15 protein-coding genes are annotated in these 17,618 nt (G+C 61.2%); 14 read left to right on the top strand and 1 reads right to left on the bottom strand.

What is annotated here, in order from left to right; translation table 11 throughout:
* Nucleotides 1-537: 537 nt before the first annotated feature.
* Complete coding sequence (locus NCS28_RS31560) at nt 538-1,395, bottom strand: hypothetical protein (RefSeq protein ID WP_250517706.1); 858 nt, start codon at nt 1,393-1,395, stop codon at nt 538-540.
* Nucleotides 1,396-1,534: 139 nt separating this feature from the next.
* On the opposite strand from NCS28_RS31560, the gene NCS28_RS31555 reads away from it, so the two are divergent.
* The 14 genes from NCS28_RS31555 to NCS28_RS31490 all read left to right on the top strand — a co-directional run bounded on the left by NCS28_RS31555 (nt 1,535) and on the right by NCS28_RS31490 (nt 17,549).
* A complete protein-coding gene (locus NCS28_RS31555) occupies nt 1,535-1,765 on the top strand; it encodes a nucleotide-binding protein (RefSeq protein WP_250517705.1) in 231 nt (76 codons plus the stop codon).
* 1,151 nt (nt 1,766-2,916) lie between these two features.
* Nucleotides 2,917-3,621, top strand: a complete 705-nt coding sequence (locus NCS28_RS31550) for a VirB8 family type IV secretion system protein (RefSeq protein WP_250517704.1) — start codon at nt 2,917-2,919, stop codon at nt 3,619-3,621.
* Between the two features lie 2 nt (nt 3,622-3,623).
* Nucleotides 3,624-4,496, top strand: a complete 873-nt coding sequence (locus NCS28_RS31545; RefSeq protein WP_250517703.1) for a TrbG/VirB9 family P-type conjugative transfer protein — start codon at nt 3,624-3,626, stop codon at nt 4,494-4,496.
* 2 nt (nt 4,497-4,498) lie between these two features.
* Nucleotides 4,499-5,749 carry a TraB/TrbI/VirB10 family type IV secretion system protein gene (locus NCS28_RS33450; protein WP_250517702.1) on the top strand — a complete coding sequence of 417 codons (1,251 nt, stop codon included), beginning with the start codon at nt 4,499-4,501 and terminating at the stop codon, nt 5,747-5,749.
* Entirely contained in the window at nt 5,742-6,542 is an 801-nt protein-coding gene (locus tag NCS28_RS31535; RefSeq protein ID WP_250517701.1) for a transglycosylase SLT domain-containing protein, read from the top strand. Before NCS28_RS33450 ends, NCS28_RS31535 begins: the two co-directional genes overlap by 8 nt.
* Nucleotides 6,539-7,801, top strand: coding sequence for a TrbG/VirB9 family P-type conjugative transfer protein (locus NCS28_RS31530; RefSeq protein ID WP_250517700.1), 1,263 nt, complete (start codon nt 6,539-6,541; stop codon nt 7,799-7,801). Before NCS28_RS31535 ends, NCS28_RS31530 begins: the two co-directional genes overlap by 4 nt.
* Nucleotides 7,798-8,223 (top strand): lytic transglycosylase domain-containing protein, encoded by a 426-nt coding sequence (locus NCS28_RS31525; RefSeq protein WP_250517699.1) that lies wholly within the window; start codon nt 7,798-7,800, stop codon nt 8,221-8,223. Before NCS28_RS31530 ends, NCS28_RS31525 begins: the two co-directional genes overlap by 4 nt.
* A gap of 5 nt (nt 8,224-8,228) precedes the next feature.
* Complete coding sequence (locus NCS28_RS31520; protein WP_250517698.1) at nt 8,229-8,888, top strand: toxin co-regulated pilus biosynthesis Q family protein; 660 nt, start codon at nt 8,229-8,231, stop codon at nt 8,886-8,888.
* A 5-nt stretch (nt 8,889-8,893) separates the two neighbouring features.
* Nucleotides 8,894-10,522: a type II secretory pathway protein gene (locus NCS28_RS31515; RefSeq protein ID WP_250517697.1), complete on the top strand. Its 1,629-nt coding sequence runs from the start codon at nt 8,894-8,896 to the stop codon at nt 10,520-10,522.
* 13 nt (nt 10,523-10,535) lie between these two features.
* On the top strand, nt 10,536-11,822 hold the full coding sequence (locus tag NCS28_RS31510; protein WP_250517696.1) for a hypothetical protein: 1,287 nt from the start codon (nt 10,536-10,538) through the stop codon (nt 11,820-11,822).
* A 34-nt stretch (nt 11,823-11,856) separates the two neighbouring features.
* Nucleotides 11,857-12,417, top strand: a complete 561-nt coding sequence (locus NCS28_RS31505) for a hypothetical protein (protein WP_250517695.1) — start codon at nt 11,857-11,859, stop codon at nt 12,415-12,417.
* Nucleotides 12,418-12,420: 3 nt separating this feature from the next.
* Nucleotides 12,421-14,685, top strand: a complete 2,265-nt coding sequence (locus NCS28_RS31500; RefSeq protein ID WP_250517694.1) for an ATPase, T2SS/T4P/T4SS family — start codon at nt 12,421-12,423, stop codon at nt 14,683-14,685.
* Nucleotides 14,686-14,978: 293 nt separating this feature from the next.
* Nucleotides 14,979-15,815 (top strand): hypothetical protein, encoded by an 837-nt coding sequence (locus NCS28_RS31495; protein WP_053572972.1) that lies wholly within the window; start codon nt 14,979-14,981, stop codon nt 15,813-15,815.
* Between the two features lie 9 nt (nt 15,816-15,824).
* On the top strand, nt 15,825-17,549 hold the full coding sequence (locus tag NCS28_RS31490) for an ATP-dependent helicase (RefSeq protein WP_250517693.1): 1,725 nt from the start codon (nt 15,825-15,827) through the stop codon (nt 17,547-17,549).
* Nucleotides 17,550-17,618: the final 69 nt, after the last annotated feature.

Genomic DNA, 17,618 nt, shown 5'->3' with positions numbered 1-17,618 from the left:
ACCCTCTGTCTGCACGATGGCCCTGCCTATCAGAAAACGGTGACCTTTGTCACCGCAACGGCAGGAATCACCGGCACTGTTGATTCCGATCTAGCCGAACTAACAGTTATCGTGACGAAATCGGTGAGTATCGAAGCGACGCACGCGGCAGCCACCATGCGACCGAAGGGACGAATGCACGCGTTGACTGGCGGACAGGCGCGGTTTTCTCACTAAAGAAGCATGCCAAGGCACTGATGCCTGTCCGTGGCAGCAAATAGTGCAGCGCAAGCCTCCTATCGTCCTATCGTCGACGTGGGTTTCCACGTGGAAACCGAGCCGGTCGCTAAGCCGTTACCGCCGCGTCCGCGCGTTATTCACCAGCAAGCGATGTCTTCAATTCCTGCCGGACCAGCCAATTCGTTAATCTGTTGCCGACGGTCGGATGGTCCGCACTGTGCGGCTATGCGTACCGCCCCGACCGTTGGCATAGCGATCTCAATCATCAGCGCAAGATCGCGCGATTCTGAAGACGATTTCCGCGTGGAAACCGCCGGCTTATCGTGGGATTTCCACTGAGTTCGCCAGTGCCGAGATCGCTAGTGCCCGCAGTTGGTCGACGTCTATGAGATTGCGCCGGGTCGCACGCGCCTTGAAGCTAAAGGAAAAAGTAACAGCGTCCCCGACGACGTGCACCTTTACCATGCAGTCGGCGTCGCCTGGGCCACCGGCAAGATAGTTCAAGATTGCAGCCGCCGACCGGCGACCGGGCTGCTCTGACAGGAGCTTGGCATTGTGAGCAACCTTGGAAACGCCTAGCGTCCTAACAATTGCCAGTAGCGTCTCTGCGTTGCCGTGAGAAAATCGCTTCTCGTCAAACAACTCTGTAATCACTTTCGGAAGCTTGGAGAGGGCCGTTGCAACAGATAACCGTACCTTTCCCCAGCCTTGCCGATTCGCCGCTTCGCTCTTCGTTAGCCATTTGTTGGCCGCGACACCCTCGACGAACTGTCTTGCCCGAACAAAAGGAAGATCGACTTGTGGCGTGCGTCCACGCTCCGGCGCGGGCGGCGGCTTGTCGTCTAGCAGGTGAATAATCTCGGCCCATGACTTTCCCTCCTTCGGAATCGCGCGCGCTCGTTGTTCCAGCGTCTCACGCCCGATAGCTCGTTCGATCCGGATAAGCTCTCGCGCCGTCCTCCCGATCAAACCGGTTTCAGTGAAGAGGAGAAGTACGTCGGCAGGCATCGCCGAGACGCGCAACGCTCTATTGACGTGTTCACGTTGAACCCCGAACCTTGCCAAGGACTCTGCAGCCTCCGTTTGGTTTTGCCATAGCCGGCCCAGGCCGTCTTTGTACACCGTAGCGAGGGCCAGCGGATTCCGGCTCAACGGCTTCCCGATATAGGCTTCCATCTATCCTCCGTTTCGACTGTTTGTCGGCACGCTGCGGGAGTTCTTTAGCATGGATGTAGTTTCCAAGTGGAAATCGCACGTCAAGGCCCGCAGGGGTTCTTGATGCGGATGTTCGATACATATAAGACGAGGGTGCGCCATGGGCCTAGTGCTAGCAGTAGCGAATCAAAAGGGTGGGAGCGGTAAGACGACCATTCCCCTTAATCTCGCGGGCGCATATTGCGATGACGATCCGGGCCTACGGGTCCTTGTGATGGACGCCGATTACAAGCGCCGGCGCGGAGCCGTACCCCTTCACGGTTGTCGACCTCGCAGCCGCCGAATTGAATCTAGGACGGGAAATAAACAGTCGACGACGATCAGATCGTAGTTTTCCGCCATCCTTATCGCAGCATCCGACTTCGTCCTCGTCCCTATGGATGCGTCGGCCCTAGGCGCGTGAACCACGGTCGGAATGCTTCAGCTAGTCCGCCGCAAGTTAGTTTATCTACAAGTCCACAGTTGATCGTTGGCTCACCAAGCTCTTCTTGGCCCGAAACCTCCTCTCCGAGTTGCAGGCAGGACGTTCTAGATCTGCGGGTGAGCGCTTGAGGAGTTGGTCTCGAACCCCTTCATCCCCGCGAGTTTTACACTCGCCCGACATCGCCGAGCTCACGGTTTTGTTGCGTCGCGAAGGTCAACACGTCTCCATCATCAAAAAGCTCGACAGCACCTCACCGTCGAGAGCTGCTAAGAAGACGCATTTCAGTGGGTACGTGCCTTTCCAGGCCCCGACGGACGTGAGATAGGAGCATTGAAGTACTCTCGGGACGGGCGAACTGAACTCAAATTAAGCGGTCTCTCGGAGCAACAGCAAGACAGCAAGCGCTCATCGTTGGGAAGCTCCAAACGGTCATCAGCGAGTTCGTTGCCAATGAGTTTTCGACCGAGCCCGAGAGGCAGGATTAGTTCGCCGCCGTAAGCGAAACAAGGCTCGACGAGTTGGCAGCGGTTCCCGCGACCGCGAAGAGTTGGCTGACGAGACCGTGTGAGAACAAAAGCAATCTATCGAAGGCATCAAAGGTGTTGTTTAATAAAACAACACCTTTGGACGATAGCGAGTTCTCTGCTTCCTGGGAGCGCTGCCCTTCCCCTCATCAGGGTGCCAGGCCAACAGCAATTGATCGGCGGGCCATATCACTGATAATTCACCTTGTCGGGCCTGACCTATCCTAACCATCTGTTTTACAAGTGAAAAACACGGAAAAACAGGTGTGACAATCCGGATCTTTCTGCAGTTGTCACACTCGACGCCTCAGTCGCCGCTAAAGAACGTCATATTCGGAAAACGTTGTGCACCCGAAAGACGGCAAAAAACAGCGTCTTTGTGGCAAACGGGCTTCATCATGATAATTCCGCTGCATGCCCGGCCTACCAGCCGTCGTCGGTGGTAACCGTGCAATGACGCACAAAACTACCCGCCTTTCCGCTAAAAAAAGGACGCTCGCGCTGTTTCAATGGTGACCACTCCAAAGGGTTGCCATGCGTCTTTTCAAGAACAAGCGTCGGGCCGCGCTGTCCCCGGCCCCCGGCTCATATGCCGAGGAAGATCCGAGCAAGGTGATTTTCGAGACGAGCACAAGGCTCACGCTCGAAGCTAACCGCTGGATGCTCATCTCGTTCGGCCTCGCATTCATCGCGGCCGGCGCTGTCTGGACGCGCCAACCGCCGCCTTCGGTCACGCGCGTCGTAGGCGTCTCTGCCGACACCGGCGGTCATCCGATCGTGACAGAGCTCGTCGCCTACAAGCCCGACTCGCAAGCTGTGCGGACGACCGTCAAAGATATGGCGGTTCGTTGGTTCACGATCGAGCCGGTGCTGACGGACCGGCTCGAGACTTCGCGCATGACGGCTAACATCAACGCGGTGAAGGCTCAGATGATCGGCGCGGCAGCCGGTCAGTTCCGTGACTGGTTGAAGGCCGACACTCCCTTTCAGCAGATAACAGCCAACCCGAAGCTGATCCGCGAAGTCGACGTGCGCAATATCGCGTTGCTCGAAGACTCGACGGTTCTCGTTGAGTTCACGACGACCACCTCGCAGGCTGGCGCGACCGGCAAGCCGGACGTGAAGTCATATGCCCTCACGTTGCGCTATCAAATCGTCGCGCCTACTGCTGAGCAGGCGTTGACGACGAACCCCTTCGGCATCTTCATTCCGTTCTTCCGCCTCGAGCGGACCGCATAAGCATGACCGCAACCATTCTCAACAAACGGCCGGTCATCGGCATGTGCGTTCTCGCTGCGTGCGCAGCGTTCCTTGCTCAACCGGCTGCGGCCAAGAAAGCCGCCAGCGATTCGTCGTTTAATGCCGCGATGGTCGCGGGCGACCCGATGAGCCCGATCAATCCGTTCAACGGCGGCGCTGATCCATTGACGATGCCCGGCGACGCTCGCATCGGCGTGTTTCCGTACAGCCGCGACCAGATCTACCGCGTGCTGACCGCACCGCTGAAGCTCACGACAATCGAGCTGGAGAAGGGGGAGAAGTTGATCGCTGACCCGGCGATGGGCGACAGCGTCCAGTGGGAGATCGACGACGACAAGATGAACCATGTGTTCATCAAGCCGCACAAGGCGGACCTCGTCAACACGCTGCACCTGACGACGAATCTTCGCGAATACGACTTCACGCTCATCGCCTCACCGGCGGGCGGCATGTTCTATCAGACGGTGCGCTTCCAATATCCGCGCGCGCCGATGGCCCGCGTCAGCGCTCGGGAGAATGCCTCTGGAAACGCCGACCGTGGTGGTGCTGATTCGGGAAGCATCAGCGTGGCGCCCGACAAGCTGAACTGGGACTACAGCGTCGACGGCCGCGCTGAATTCACGCCGGAAACCGTCTTTGATGACGGCCATGCGGTTTGGATGCGCATGCCTGCCAAGGCTCAGGAGTGGCCGGTTCCGTTCATTCTCGATCATGGCGATCGCGTCGTAGCGAACTTCATTCGCCGTGGGGACTTCCTTGTCCTTCAGCGTCTGGCCGACGAGATCGTTCTGCGTTCGGGCAAGGACGAGGTCACAGTAACGCGCGGCCGCCGTCGCATGTTCGGGGTGTTCTGATCGTGGCGAAGAAGCCGGACTCGGCTACGCCTACTGCGGAGCAAGAAACGCTAGTCAAAGGCAAGACGCCGCGCAATGCGATTATGAGTATCGGCATTCTGGCTGCGGTCGTGATCGGCGGCCTCGGCTTTTACTATCAGCTGCAGGCGACGAACAAGGCAGACGAAGAGGCCCGCATTAAGAAGGCGACCGCGCTCAAGTCGAGTACGGAAGCGCCCACTGCCGCGAACAACAACGACATCGACCAGATGATCCGTCAGCAGCGCGACGCAGCGGCGTCGGAGGCTGCCGCTCGTGCAGCGTCTGAAGCAGCGGCTCCGAAGCCCGCTGTCAAACCGATGCTGACTGGCGGGGACTTCCAGGAAGAAGTCAAAGGCTCGGGCACGGACACGCGCGAGCTTTCGCGGCAGGCGGCGCAAGACGCGATCTATACGTCCTCCATCTTCAAGCAGGCAGGCGCGTCGCGTTCGGCGAACTCGGCGACCGGCGTACTGCCCGCTGGCGTCCGTTCGTTGGACGAGGTGCGTGCTGCCCGTAACGCTGCCGGAGCCAACACCCCGGATGCGATGGCAATTGCTTTGGCGAAGCAGGGCCAAGCGCCCGAAGATCGCGATCGCGCCTTCCTGCGCGATGCGGCTTTGCAGGGCGGCATCGAACGCACGACCTTCAATGGCCGGTCGACCGGTTGCACCTTGACGCCGCCGCACGTCATCCACGTCAAGACGGTGGAGGGGCTGAACTCGGACAAGCCGGGTCGCGTTTCATTGATGGTGGACGAGGACATCTATGACAGCCTGCGCGGCGACTGCTTGATGATCCCGAAGGGTGCGTTCATCAATGGCATGTACAGCGCGGACGTCAAAGTCGGCCAGGAGCGCCTGCTGGTCGCGTCGACGAGTCTGCGTCTGCCCAACGGCAAGAGCGTGTCGCTCAACGGCATGCAGGGTGCGGACCAGAACGGCTACGCCGGGTTTTCGGGCGATGTGAACAACCACTTCCTGAAAATCTTCGGCGCGGGCTTCATTACAGCGATTTTGCTGAAGGCGTTCGACAGCAGCTCGCAGACGGCAACGACGGCAACGCCGAACGGCGTTACTACCTACGGTGACACGGCGGGGCAGGTTGCGGCCGCGACGGCCCAGACGGTCATGCAGCGCAACCAGAATATCCCGCCCACGATCACCGTTGAACCGGGCCAGAAGTTTCTCGTGCAAGTGACGCAGGACATCGTCATGGAGCCATACCATGACTAAGGCATGGGCGGCTGCGTGTCTGTCTGCGATCGCGTTCGGCGTGCACGCGGCGACCATTGACTCGATCATTAGCCCGACGCGCATCGTGCTCGATGACGGCACGAAACGCGCGATCGTCGAGCTGCCCGGCGAACCCGTCTACGCATGTGGACTCAGGCCGTTTCTGGCTTGGGCTAACCGATTTGAGGGCCAAACAGTCGAGGCCACGGCTGGCGGTGTTGCGATCAGCATCGACGGATCGCCTGCGAGCCTCGAGAGCCTGTTCGTTAAGGCCGGTTGGCTGCGCCCCGCGACACTTACCGATGAGGCCCAAGCGAGCATCACGGAACGGCGAGGGGGCTGGTCATGCGCATCCGCGCAGGCGCCGTTCGATGCGATGCACACGTCCGTCGATCCCAAGATTCTCGCTGGCATCGCGCTCAATGAGTCCGCATACAACGGTCGTGCATGGCCGTGGACGTTGAATGTGGCGGGTCGCGGCTTCTTCTTTCGCACTCGCGAAGACGCGTATCGCGCGGTCTGCTATTTGATCAGCAACGGCCGGTCAAACTTCGACGTCGGCATCATGCAAGTGAACTGGGGATACCACGGCAAGCGCTTCGCGAGTGCATGGGATGCCCTTGCGCCGGCGACCAACATCCGCGTCGCCGAAGACATCCTCAACGAGAACTTCCGTTTTACGCACTCCGCGGTGAAGGCCGTCGCGTACTACCACAGCGCCAATCCCGCCCCGGGCCGCGAATACCTCGCGCGCTTCGTGAAGCACCTTTCTCAAATCGAACGCGGTCTATGAAGCACACGCTCTCTTTTCTTACTCTCGCGCTTGCCGCGGTCACGCTCAACGCGGCGGCCGCTGGCACGGACCCGCTCGACTTTGACTATGAGATCGCGGGCAATGTGCTTGAGCGACCGGCGCTCGTCTTCAACGATGGCAGCGACACCTACTTCCAGCCGCGTGCCGGGCAGTCCCTGCGCGTCGACGGTGGACATAGCCAAGGACCGTACATCGTTGTGCCGGGCACGCCCGAGGTGATCCGCTACTCGGCGGGCGGCTCGAGCGCCACTGCTTATTGGAAAAAGGCAAATCGCTTCATTGGCGACAAGGCGCGCAGCGATACGCCTCCAGGTTTTTCCGGATTCTCGGGCCGCCTTGCGCTGATCGGACCGCGCAGCAGCCTCGAAAGCACCCGGCCTTTGAACGCCACGCTGCCGCTCGCGCAACTGGTCAGAGCGCTGGTGCCGCAAGGTTGGACCGGATCGGCACAGAAAGACATCGATCTGACGACCTCGACGAGCTTCGGAACGCGTGATGGCGAAAACTGGATGCAGTCGCTCGATCGGCTGGTGGCCGCTTCTGACCTGTACGCGGACGTCGATTTCAACTCTCACCATGTAACACTTCGCCGCTCGGCTCCGCTGTCGGTGGCCGTAAACTACGTCGCGCCGTTGTCGCAGGTCGCGGCAAGTCCTGTTGCCGCGTCGTCGAGCGTGACTGGCGGTGCGGACCCGATCGCAGATATCGCGAAAAAAGCCGACGCGGACGCGCCCGCCGCATCGGGGTCCATCCTGGCAGCGAAGCTCGGCGCGCTGGCGATCCGGGACGGTGACGACAGCCACATTCAAATCAAGTTTTCCGCCAAGCCCGCTACTGAGCTGAAGGTGACCGGACAAGACGGCAAGTCGCTGCGTCCGAAGTGGGATGACGCGACCGACGTGGTGACGTTCAACCGCGCTGAGCGTTTCACGATCTCCAACGGCACCGACAAGGTCGAAGTCGCCCGTGTCGCCGGAACCGTCTATGAGTTCGACACGGCCAACAAGGCCGCTCTGCAAAGCGTGTTTGATGAAAACGGTTCGACGTTCTTCAAGTTCGCTGACACCGTCGGCAAGGTGACGGTCGCCGACGTGGCGCACATGGGCTCGGGCGAGCAGAAGGGCCGCTTTTACAAATTCAACGGCACCGCCGACCAGTTCATCGTCAACGCTGACGGCAACGTCGTCAACGTGCTGCGCAAGCACGATGTGCGGTTCTTCGATCGGCCCGCGTCATGAACCGGACTTTGATTCACTTCTCGACGCTGCTTTGCGCGGCCGTCTCCGTGCATGCGCGTGCCGACTGTCTTGACGATGCCGCGCGCTATCACCGCGTGAGCGTTCAAGTGGTACGCGCCATCGCGCAGCAAGAGTCGGGTATGCGCCCGTACGTGACGAACCGCAATAAAGATGGGAGCGAGGACATTGGCCTAATGCAGATCAACTCGTCCTGGCTTCCAAAACTGGGGCGCTTCGGCATCACCCGGCAACACCTGTTCGATGCCTGCGTGAACGCCTATGTGGGGACCTGGATCCTCGCTTCGAACATCAAGCAGTTCGGTCCGACATGGAAAGCGGTCGGTGCCTATAACGCCGCTTCCTCGAACAAGCAGCTTATCTACGCCAACAACATTTACCGCCGCCTGCAACGCGCGAACTGACCAACATGACGCCTACTTTTTCTCTTCAAACGCATCGCACCGCGCGCATGGTGGCCCACTTGTTCGTGTGTCTTGCACTGACGACCGTACCGGGTCTTGCCGCAGCGGAACCTGATCAGTCTCGCCTTGCGCCGCCGCCCGGTGACGGTTGGCAACTGCTGTCCGCGCCGGTCGCAAAGGCGCCGGTCGCACAGCTCGCGATGGTGGCGCCTTCTGCGCACGTTGCGGCTGCGGTCCCTGTTGTTCCCGCTGCTCCCGCTTCTCCTGCCGCGCTCAAGGCAGCGATCGGTGGCGCTGCGCCTTCGGCGCTTCCGGGTGTTGCCGCGCCGTCACCTGTGGGCTCGTTGGACGTCGCTCCGGTCGTTGCGCCGTCCCAAGGCGGTGCAACGGCCCCAGGTGGACTTTTGACCTTTTCCATCACGCCGCTGGACATCAACATGCGCAATGCGCTCGATCGCTGGCTGCAGCAGCAAGGCTGGCAACTCGCTTGGAAGATCGATGACGACCTGCCGCTCGAGTTCAACGCGACGTTCACCGGGGACTTCAAGTCAGTGCTTACGCAAGTGATGCAGGCGACCAATCACATGCGCACGCCCACGCGCGTCTGCAAGCACACCAATAACGTTATCCGCGTCGTCGCACGCGCAGCCAACTGCCAAGAGTAACCGCCATGCGTCTCACGAAAATCAAATCTGCCGTTGCCATTCTCGTGGCTGCATCGCTTACCGGCTGCGCTGTCTCGCAATCGGACGTGAACCATGCGTATGACGCGACCAATGCTGAAGCCACGCGCGCGATGGGCAATGGCCCAGAGTCGATGTCGCTCGTTGAGGAAGTGCCGACCGCGTTCCTCGGCGACCGGTTGGTGCCGGTCGCCTATGAAGCGACACTTCCCGCGATCTTCCGCGAAAAGTCGGTCGTCTTTCCGGGCAACCTGCCGCTGTCCAAAATCGCCACGCTCGTTTCGACGGCTACCGGCTATCCGGTGCATCTGAGCCCGGATGTGTTCATTCCGCGCGACGCGCTGATTCCGAAGACCAACGGCGGGAACGGGCAGAGCGCCCCGATGCAGCCGCAAGCGATGGCAAAGTCCAACGTTGAGCCGGTGTACGCGCAGGCGTGTAACTGCAAGGTAGGCGCATATCTGCGTGGCGTGACGGAAAACCTTGGCCTCGACTGGACGTTCGATGGCAGCACCATTTCCATCAGCCGGTTCGTCACCAAGACGTTCACGATCGCGGCGATCCCGGGCAAGGTGTCCATCAAGTCCACCATGTCGAAGGGCACCGATACGTCGACCGGCAACCAGGCATCCGGTGGCACCACGGGCGGCACGTCGGGCAATACTGGGTCTTTCTCGTCGATCACGTCGACCGGACGCGATGGCACGTTTGACCAGATTGCGATCATCCAGTCGGAGCTGGAAAAGCTGAAGTCGCCGCTCGGCGAAGTCGTGGTCAATCCACAAAGCCGCCTGGTGATGGTTCACGACACCAAGGAAGCCGTCGATCGCATGGGCGCGTTGCTCGCGCGCGAGAACGCGATCTCGACCCGTCAAGTCGCTCTGCGAGTCCGTACCCTGCAGGTCGATCTGAGCAATTCGTCGCAAGCCGGCGTGAGCGCCGACATCGTCTTCAACCGCATCTCGGACGGCCTGAAGCGCTACTCAATCTCGGTTGCTTCGCCCGCGTCGTTGGCAACTGCAATTGGCGGCACCGTGGGCTTGTCCGTCTTGAAGCCGGGTTCGCCCATGGAAAGCACCAACGCAGTCATCAGCGGCCTAAACGCCTTCGGCAAAACGGTTCAGGACAACACCCAAACGAAGATGACGCTCAATGGCTTGCCGGTTTCGATCGGATCCTTCGAGACAAAGGGCTACCTCGCTGCAACAACGCCTAGCCTCGGTTCCATCTCGGGCGGTACTGCTGGCGTGCCGGGTCTGCAACCTGGGTCGGTGACGGTCGGTGACTTCGTGAACATCCTGCCGTCGGTCAATGACCACAACCAGATCATCCTGTCGTACTGGAGCGATAGCTCGAAGCTGAATGGTCCGTTCACAACCATCAGCACCGGTTCGGGCGACACGCTGCAGCAGATCCAGTTGCCCGACATCATCGGCAACAAGGACGACCAGACCATTGCACTGTCGGATGGACAGACGGTTGTGCTGTACGGCGCGGTGGGCAATCGCTATGACGGCAGCAGCAACAACGGCATCGGTGGTCTTTCGGGCGCGTGGAATAAGGGTCGTACGTTCCAGGTGATCATGCTGACGGCAACCGTCGTCCCGTCGATGTGAGCGCGGGGTAAAAATGCCTTTGCACTTCGAATCCATACCGGGAGAAAAGGGCGCCAAGCTCGTCTTCGGGCTGGACTGGCGCGCTTACTCCGCTAAGGGTGCCCGCGCCGAACGCCGGCACTATATCGAGGAGTCCGGCGCGACCCACTTCGCCGAGTTCAAGTCGAAGGGCGAGACGATCGTCGGCTTCTGCGAGCTCGAGCCAGTGCACCGTAAGGGCGGCAAGCTGTATTCGGCCGCCGCACGCATTGCGTCGCTCGAGCGCGTCTGGCGCCGGCCCGCTGTGCTTGTCCTCATTCAGAACGATGAACTCGTGCATCTAGTGCTGGTGCAACGCGGCGCCGTCGCGCTTGACGAGGCAGTGGCGCTTAACGCGCTCGCTGACAAGCGCGAAGCGATCGAGGACACCTGTGCGAAGGCGGGACTCGAACTCGCGACGCTCGGCCACGGTGCGCAACTCCATGCGGTCGATGAGGTGTTCGATCTGCGCGAGCTGATCGTCGCGCGCACGGTCGGCCTCATCAAGAAAATCCCGGTCGCCGTGCCCACGACGGTGCCGTTGCTCGTCATCCTCGCCGCCGTGTTCTTCGGCGGCAAGCAGTTGATTGATGTGCTCAACCCACCGCCTCCGCCGCCGGCACCGCCGCCGACATTCATGCAGGAGTACCAGTCGGCTGTCATGCGCACGCTGGCCGCGCCTGCTCCGCTTGCCAATCAGCTTGCACCCAAGCTGCTCGCGAGTTTTGGCGCGCAGGAAACGAACGTCGCGGGATGGCAGTTTCAAAAAGCATCCTGCACGATCGCCGGTCCGTGCGTGGTCACGTACAAGCGACAAGGCGGCACATTCAAGGAATTCGACGCGCGCGCGCCGGAGTCGCTGCGGCCGGTCGTCTTCAACGCTGACGGCTGGCATTTGGCCGCGCGGGGGCCCGAAGTAACGGTGGCCGAACGGGTAGCGCTTGGTGAACAAAAAACGTGGCCCACGCAGCAGGCGCTCATTAAGACCCTGCAGACCGACCCGCAGAAGCTCTCTACCAAGCTAGACACGCTCGATAGCCACGGTTATGTCGTTGACATCAAGCCGGCCGAGCGACTCATTCCGCGACAGCCGCTGGCTGGCGAAGTGCAGGGGCCGCTCGTGCAGCGCGGCACATGGCAAATCGACGGATACAAATGGCAGAGCGCGCTCCTCGCGCGCCTGCCGGACAACATGGCACTGGACACCCTCGACGTCGAGTTGAAGGAAGACGGTACCGGGGTGCATTTCACTGCGAAGGGTAAATACTATGTTCTCAACTAAGTGGCCAGCACGGGCCGCCTGCTTCGGTGCGCTTATGTTCGTCGCCGGCGCGGCGGTTTCGCAGGAAAGTCATCTCACGCTAGACGACATTGACAAGCTCGCGCGCGCAAAGCTCGTCGACTCGATGCGGGGCCCGCAAAGTGGCCAAGGCGTGGCAGCAGCACCGGGCAACGGCGTTGGCCTTGCTTCGCCGCTCGGCGCGACGCCTGCGGCGGTGACGGCGGCCCCACCAGCTGCGCCCAAGTTTGAGCACAAGCCCAGTGTCCCGGTAAAGCGCGTCATTCCAGCAACCTTCGTTGGCGCGTACTCCGACATGTCGGGCTCCTACGTGCTGTATGACTATCAAGGCACGACTTATACCGCGCGCAGCGGCAGCCGCTTGCTCAACGGTTGGACCGTCGCCTCCATCGACGGCTTCACCGTCAATCTTGTCGACGGCAAGCGCCACTGGACAGAGACCATCGCTGCGCCCTCCGACGCGCCCGCCGCGATTCCGGACTCGCCAGCCGTCAGGGCGATCACTGATCTGTCATCGCCGCTTCCTCCGGGCGGCATCGCGTCGACGGCTTCCACCTTCGTACCGTTTGGGAAATAAGAAATGGGTCTTTTCGCACAAGAAGAGCAGGGCACACCAGATGCTCCGCGTGGTGGCTTCCTGAAGCGGTTTCGCGCACCGCGCTCGAGCTTCATTGAGCCCGGCACGGGTGCGGAACCGAAGTTCGCGGCCGGTGAGCCGGTTGCGGGAAAACGCAAACGGCGGGGAATATTGGCCGACGAAACGGCAACCGAGCAAGCGTCGCCGGTGAGCACGCGCGCGGTGAATCCCCAAGTCACGTTTCTCGGTCGCGCGCTGTCGGGGGGCGACATTGAGGACGTCGAGAGCACAGAGGTTGGCGATGATTGGCACTCGCCGGCGCAGGCGGGGCCTGAGAGATCCGAAACTCCGGTGCATGCGGCCGACGATTACGTGGCGTTTCGCCCGTTTGTCCCGCCTAGCTTCGAACGACCCACCTTCGCTAGTATGTCTGCGGCGATGGCGGCCAGGGAGCACGGCGTGCAAGTCAATGGTGCAGCCTCGCCAGTCGAATCGGTGGCGGCCACTGCCCGACCGAGCTACAAAGTGCAGCCTGAGCCGCAGCCGATGGCCGCGCCGTCGGCAAGCCTTGCGCACGATGCTGTCGCCGCAAACGATGCGCCCTCCGACACGCACGGCACGTCTGGTGCAAATGCGAGCCCGCTTGCGTTCGAGAAGCAAGCGGATGTCGCGCCTCAGCGGCCCATCGCCTCGGCCGAGAAAAAGGCGATGTCTGCGCCCACGAAGGTAGAGCAGGAACAGCCAGCGGAAGACGAAGATCAGCCCGAAGGCGGTGGATTGTCTTCCGGGCGGCCGGAACTCGTGTCGCCCGATTCACTTCCTGACTTCAAGCGCATTCTGACCGTAGCGGATGACGACGCCGCGCTGCGCATTCCCGCAGCCGCCCGCAAAGAGTTCGTCGCCGTTGAACTGCAGCCGGGTGTGGCGATCACAGTGGCCACCGCACGATTCGCAGAGAAGGCACAGTACGCAACTTTCATTAAGGATCTGGGCGCTAACGACATACTCGTGCGCGAGGAGATGATCGCGACCGATGCCGTAATCGCCGCAATCTACTCGGGTAAGGCCGCGGCGTCCGCGAACTCCACAGTTCGCGAAGCGAGCCGCGCGATCGGCAATTTCCGGGACATCGTTGAGGCAGCACACGCATACGGCGCAAGCGACATCCATTTCGAGCCACGGGAATTCCACAACGAGGTAGAAGTTCGGTTTCGCGTCAACGGCGACATGTACACCTTCAGTCGGATGCCGAAGGCCATCGTGCGTCGCGCCTTGTTCGCGGCGTACAGCGATCTGGTTCAGCGCAACACGAACTCGGGCAACAGCTTTCAGCCGAGCGCGCCCCAATCCGCAATGATCCCACTCGTGGTCAAGACGGACACGGTCAACCTGCGCTGGCAGTCATCCCCGCTCGTTGGCGGCTATGACGTCACGCTGCGTCTGCTCGACGGCAACTTCAAGAACTATTCGGTGCTGCTGCCCAAAGACATGGGCCTGGAGAAGAGCCAGCTTGAGCTGATCGAAACGCTCAACTATGTGAGCGGCGGCATCACAGCGCTCACCGGCGAGACGGGTTCTGGCAAGACAACGACGCTGCGCGCGCTCTCATACATGCTGCCAGATCGGGAACTCAAGAAGCAGTTCGCAGTGAACGAGCCGTCCGAGTATCCGATGCCGTGGCTGTCGGACTACTCGATCATCCGCCGCCCGGATGAGACTGACGATGAAGCGAACCGAAAGTACGCGGAAGTCATCCGAACGCTGATGCGACAGGACCCGGACGATTTGACCATCGGTGAAGTGCGCGACCGCGTCGTGATGGGCTTGGTAGCTGAACTGGCGCTGACCGGTCACCCGGTGCGATTCTCGCTGCACGCCGGCGACATCATCGCGGCCGTGATGCGTATGGCAGGCGGGCGGCTGCAACTGCCGATCGACGAGCTCGCTTCCGAGGGGTTCATCAATGCAGTCGGCAATCAGAAGCTGATCCCGACGCTTTGCGAGCATTGCAAGCTGCCGGCGGAGGACGTCATGCCGAAGGCTGACCTTGAACTGCTGCGCACGAAGTTCGGCCTCGACACCTCGCGGATGGCATGCCGCAACTACGATGGCTGCGAGCACTGCCGACTCAAAGGGCTTTTCACGCGCAACGGGAAGGTAGCGGGCGGCACGAAGCGTCCGTCGCTAGCTGCCGAGTTGTATCGCCCGACCCCGGAATTTTTGGAGCGGGTTTCCGCACAGCGAGGCGAGCGCTCGACACCGCTATAGCATTCGACGGCGATGCGAACGCCGCCGTGCCTGAAGAGTTCACGTATGGCGCCGGCGCGCGTTGCTACGCCTTGGCGACCATCGCCGAGTATCGCCCCGCGCTTTTCTGGTGCGGGCTGTTTGCGGTAGCTCTGATAGGCTCCGTCGTCGGAAAGGCGCGCGAAATAGTCGCTGTTTCGGACGTTGACCGGTGCCCCCGACCGCAACAATGGACCCCATAGGCAACGCGCTTTGCTTGCCTGATCACCCACGATGAAACGGGACCCATGCGGTCCAGACAGGAGAAAAGGCGAATGAGCACGGTTGTCGAACCCGGCAGTGAAGAGAAAGTCGCGCTGAGCGCACTCGAACAAGGTACGGTCGAGGCGCCGCTCACGACCGACGGCGCGGACGACGGAGAGCTTGAGCGCGAGTTGACGCAGATGGAGGCGGATGCGGATCGCCTCCAGAAGGAAGGCGTGATCTCGTCCGATGACGCGCAGATGAAGCGGGCGGAAGTGGCGAAGACGCGCAAGCTGTTCCGCGACCTGCCTGCGGCCGAGCGTATTGCGATCATCAAGCGCCGCCGTGAGATCGGCCGTCAGTTGTTGGACCGCCAGCTTTCCGGCGCCGCAGTCGTGACCGCCCGCGTGCGGCTGAACCATACCCGCCTGAAGCCGCTGTTCGAACAGTGGTGGCCGTACATCAACCGCATGAGCATCAACATGCAGCGTTTCGGCCGCTCGACGTTCGGCGAGAGCGACAAGGAAGTGGTCAACAGTGCGCTCGAAAAGCTGCTCGCAGGCATCGAGAGCTACGTGGACGAGCAACTGCGCGTCGCCGAAGGCTTCCGGCAGCAGAAGGAAGCGGAGCTTCGCGCCAACAAGGAATTCGTGTTCGAGCCCACCATTCCGATGCCCGCAATGGACATCGAGGTCGAGGCCTACTCGCGCTTCTCGATGCGCGTGCTGAGCGCCATCATGAAGTTCGACCGTGCGATGGATCACTTTGACTTCATGGTCTGGAACGGCATCCGCGACCAATCGGACGTGGACGATGAAGCCGTCAACTTCCTCAAGCGCTTCAACCCGCTTGGCATTCGCGGGTACATGACGCACCTGAAGCTGATGACGACGGTCCGCGGCAACTAAGGAGGCGCGATGCTGGACGAACTCAATCCCCAGCAACGGGAAGTCGCCCAGTTGCGCCAGCATTGCGTGGCGATCGCCTGCCCGGGCGCGGGCAAGACGAAAACGATCGCCACGAAAGCAGCCCTGTTGCTGCAAGACAGCGCCGCGACGGTCGGCGCCGTCACGTTCTCGAAGGATGCCGCGCTCGAATTGCGCGAGCGCATCCTGTCCGCCGCCGGCGAGTCAGTGAAGAAGCGTCTGATCGCGGGCACCTTCCATTCGCTTGCCTTTAAGCAACTGAAGCGCCCCGGTGCACCTGCGCTCGATATCGCGTCCGATGGCGACCGGCTCGGGCTACTCATCCGAGTCATGCAGGAACTTGGCCGCGACGGCAAGGCGGAAGACGCCATTCCAACGATCGAGAAGATCAAAACGAACTTCGGCCGATGCGATTCGGACACGGCCGACGGCGAGCTATACCACGCCTATCAGGACGCGCTTGCCCGCAACGGCAAGATTGATTTCCAGGACATGCTGCGCCTCGCTGTCGAGGGGATGGAAAACGGAACCATCGCCCCGTACGCGTTCACCTATCTGCTCGTTGACGAGTTTCAAGATACCGACCCGCTGCAATATAGGTGGATCGAGCTTCATGCAAAGTCCGGTTCGATCGTGACGGTCGTAGGCGACGACGACCAGAGCATCTACGCGTTCCGTGAGGCGCTCGGCTATCGCGGCATGGAATCGTTCATCGAAGCGTTCGACGCGAAGCCGGTTGTACTCGGCAGCAACTATCGCTGCCGCGCGGAAATTCTCGGCGCGGCAGACCGAGTGATCCGTAATAACGTCGACCGGATTGCGAAGGTGTTGCGCGCCGAGAAGGGGCCGGGCGGGAGCGTCCTGACATCGCGGCACCCGGACGAGTACGAGGAAGCGACCGCTGCAGTCGAGGTGTTGGGGCCACTGCTCGCCAAAGGACATTCGTGCGCCATCCTTGCGCGCACCAACCGCATTCTTGACCCGCTTGAATCCGTTTGCCGCTCTCACGGTATCAAGTATTACCGCGCATCGGGCGCATCGGTGCTGAGCCGCCCCGAGGGCGCGCTCATGTGCAACCTGCTGGAGATTGTCGAGCGCATCAAAGACACCGGTCTTGACGCCGTTCTCGCACACCTGGGCCTGACTGCGCAGCAGTTGCGCGCGTTGCATGCCGACATGGGCGCGGAGCTGACGCAGAAGGGCCGCGCCGAGTTAGTCGAGCTGGGATTGCCCGAGGACGTCGCGACGAACTACCGTGAGTTCATGAAGCGGCTGGCGGAATGGCAAAGTCTGTGCGATCGGAAGTTTTATTCGCTGACGCTCTCAGGCGTCGCTGAGTGGATGCTGAAGTACGCGAAAAAGGATTCTGCAATTCGCGCGATCGAGGCGACAAATGAAGTCCTCTGTCGCTTGTCGGGCAGCTTCGCTGAGCGGCTTCTTTTCCTGCGTCAGGATAACAACGAGCCGACGGCCGGCGCGCTCATCCTCACGACGATGCACAGCTCCAAAGGGCTGGAGTGGGATCACGTGTGGATCGCGCGCAGCGAAGAGACGATCGTCCCTGATGCGAAGTCGACGGAGCCGGAGGAACGTCGTCTGTTCTATGTCGCGATGACGCGCGCACGTGAATCCCTGATGATCTCGGGCACGTCCAAAAATTTCGAGTCTCGTTTTGTCGTCGAAGCTCAACTTCAGCAAGTAGCGGCGGCGGCCTAAGGGTGTGATTGGGCTGCCACGGTTCTCGAGCGCCGGTTGATCCGCCTCGGCTACTCTCGGTGCCGTGTC

Source organism: Caballeronia sp. INDeC2 (genome assembly GCF_023631325.1).
GTDB lineage: Bacteria > Pseudomonadota > Gammaproteobacteria > Burkholderiales > Burkholderiaceae > Caballeronia.
The sequence above is the reverse complement of the archived record's forward strand: the minus strand, read 5'-3'. Positions and strand labels throughout refer to the sequence as shown.